Raw genomic sequence first — 1,822 nt, 5'->3', positions numbered from 1 at the left:
GTGGCCAGCAGCTCCTCGGCGTGGGCGCGGGCCGTCTGCGAGTCCTCCTGGCCGGCGAGCATCCGGGAGAGTTCGCGTACCCGGTCCTCGCCCTCCAGGACGGTGACCCCGCTGCTGGTCACCGAGCCGTCCACGGTCTTCTCGACCAGCAGCTGGCGGTCGGCGAAAGCGGCGACCTGCGGGAGGTGCGTCACGACGACGACCTGTGCGGTCCTGGCGAGCTTGGCGAGGCGGCGGCCGACCTCCACCGCCGCCTTGCCGCCGACGCCCGCGTCGACCTCGTCGAAGAGGTACGTGGGCACCGGATCCGAGCCGGCGAAGACCACCTCCACGGCGAGCATCACCCGGGAGAGCTCACCGCCCGAGGCTCCCCGGGCGATCGGCCGGGGCTGGGCTCCGGGATGCGGGGCGAGCAGCAGCTCGACCTCGTCGGCCCCGGACGGCCCGTAGACGACACTGCGGCCGCCCACGTCGATGCCGGAGGCCTCGTCGGGCGCCTCGTTCTGCCGGACGGCGAAGGAGACGCGGGCGTGCGGCATGGCGAGGGAGGCCAGCTCCTCGGTGACCGCCGCGGCGAAGCGTGCCGCCGCCCCGGTACGGGCGTCGGTCAGGGCCTGACCCAGTTCCGAGAGTTCCGTGCGCAGGGCGTCGCGTTCCCCGGTGAGTTCACCGATCCGGTCGTCGTCGCCCTCCAGCTCCGTGAGGCGTGCGGCGCCCTCCTCGGCCCAGCTCAGCACGGCGGCGATGTCCTCGCCGTACTTGCGGGTGAGGGCGGTGAGCGCGGCCCGGCGCTCCTCCACCGAAGCCAGCCGCAGCGGGTCCGCGTCGAGCTGGTCGGCGTATCCGGCGAGTTCGCCGGACACGTCGGCGAGCAGGATGGAGATCTCCCCGATGCGGTCCGCCAGGGCGGCGAGCGCGGGGTCGTGGGAGCGCACGGCGTCCAGCGAGCGGCCGGCCGCCGCGACGACGGTCGTGGCGTCCACGACCTCCTGGTCCTCCGGGTTGCCGGCCAGCGCGGTGTGCGCGAGGGCGGCGGCGGAGGAGAGTGCCTCGGCGTGCCCGAGACGCTCGGCCTCGGCGGCGAGCTCGGCGTCCTCGCCGGGCAGGGGTTCGACGGCCGCGATCTCGTCGAGGCCGAAGCGCAGCAGGTCCGCCTCCTGGGCCCGCTCCCGGGCCCGGGTGGTGATCTCGTCCAACTCCACGACGACGGCGCGCAGCCGTCGGTAGGCGGCCGAGTACTTCTCGTGCGGCACGGCGACCCCGTCGCCCGCGTACCGGTCCAGGGCCTGCCGCTGCCGCGCGGGCTTGAGCAGTCCCTGCTGGTCGGTCTGGCCGTGCACGGCGACCAGTTCGTCGGCGAGTTCGGCGAGGACCCCGACGGGCACGGATCTGCCCCCGAGGTGGGCCCGTGAGCGGCCCTCCGCCGAGACGGTACGGCTGATCAGCAGCGCACCGTCCTCGATCTCCGCACCGGCCTCCTCGGCCCGCAGAGCGACCGCGTCTCCGTCCTTGACCGTGATCCGTCCTTCGACCACCGCGGCCTTGGCGCCGATCCGCACCAGGGCGGGATCGGCACGTCCGCCGAGCAGCAGCCCGAGGCTCGTGACGACCATGGTCTTGCCCGCTCCGGTCTCACCCGTGACCGCGGTGAATCCGGGCGACAGCTCGACCACGGCATCGTCGATGACTCCGAGCGACCGTATCCGCATCTCCTCCAACACGGACACGACCATACGAGGTTTCACCGCCCCCGTGCGACGGACCCCTGCCGCGACTCACCCGCACGCGTCTGCGCACGGCCCCCGGACCAGCGCTTCGGGGC

At 74.0% G+C, this 1,822-nt stretch carries 1 protein-coding gene; it reads right to left on the bottom strand.

From position 1 onward, the window contains the following. A partial coding sequence (gene recN, locus ACFWEP_RS34465; RefSeq protein WP_387376218.1) for a DNA repair protein RecN occupies positions 1-1,733 on the bottom strand: 1,733 nt, incomplete at its 3' end. Between the last annotated feature and the right edge of the window lie 89 nt (positions 1,734-1,822).

The sequence above is a fragment of the Streptomyces sp. NPDC060198 genome, assembly GCF_042728415.1.
GTDB lineage: Bacteria > Actinomycetota > Actinomycetes > Streptomycetales > Streptomycetaceae > Streptomyces.
Note: the sequence above shows the minus strand (reverse complement) of the source record. Positions and strands in the feature narration are given on the sequence as shown.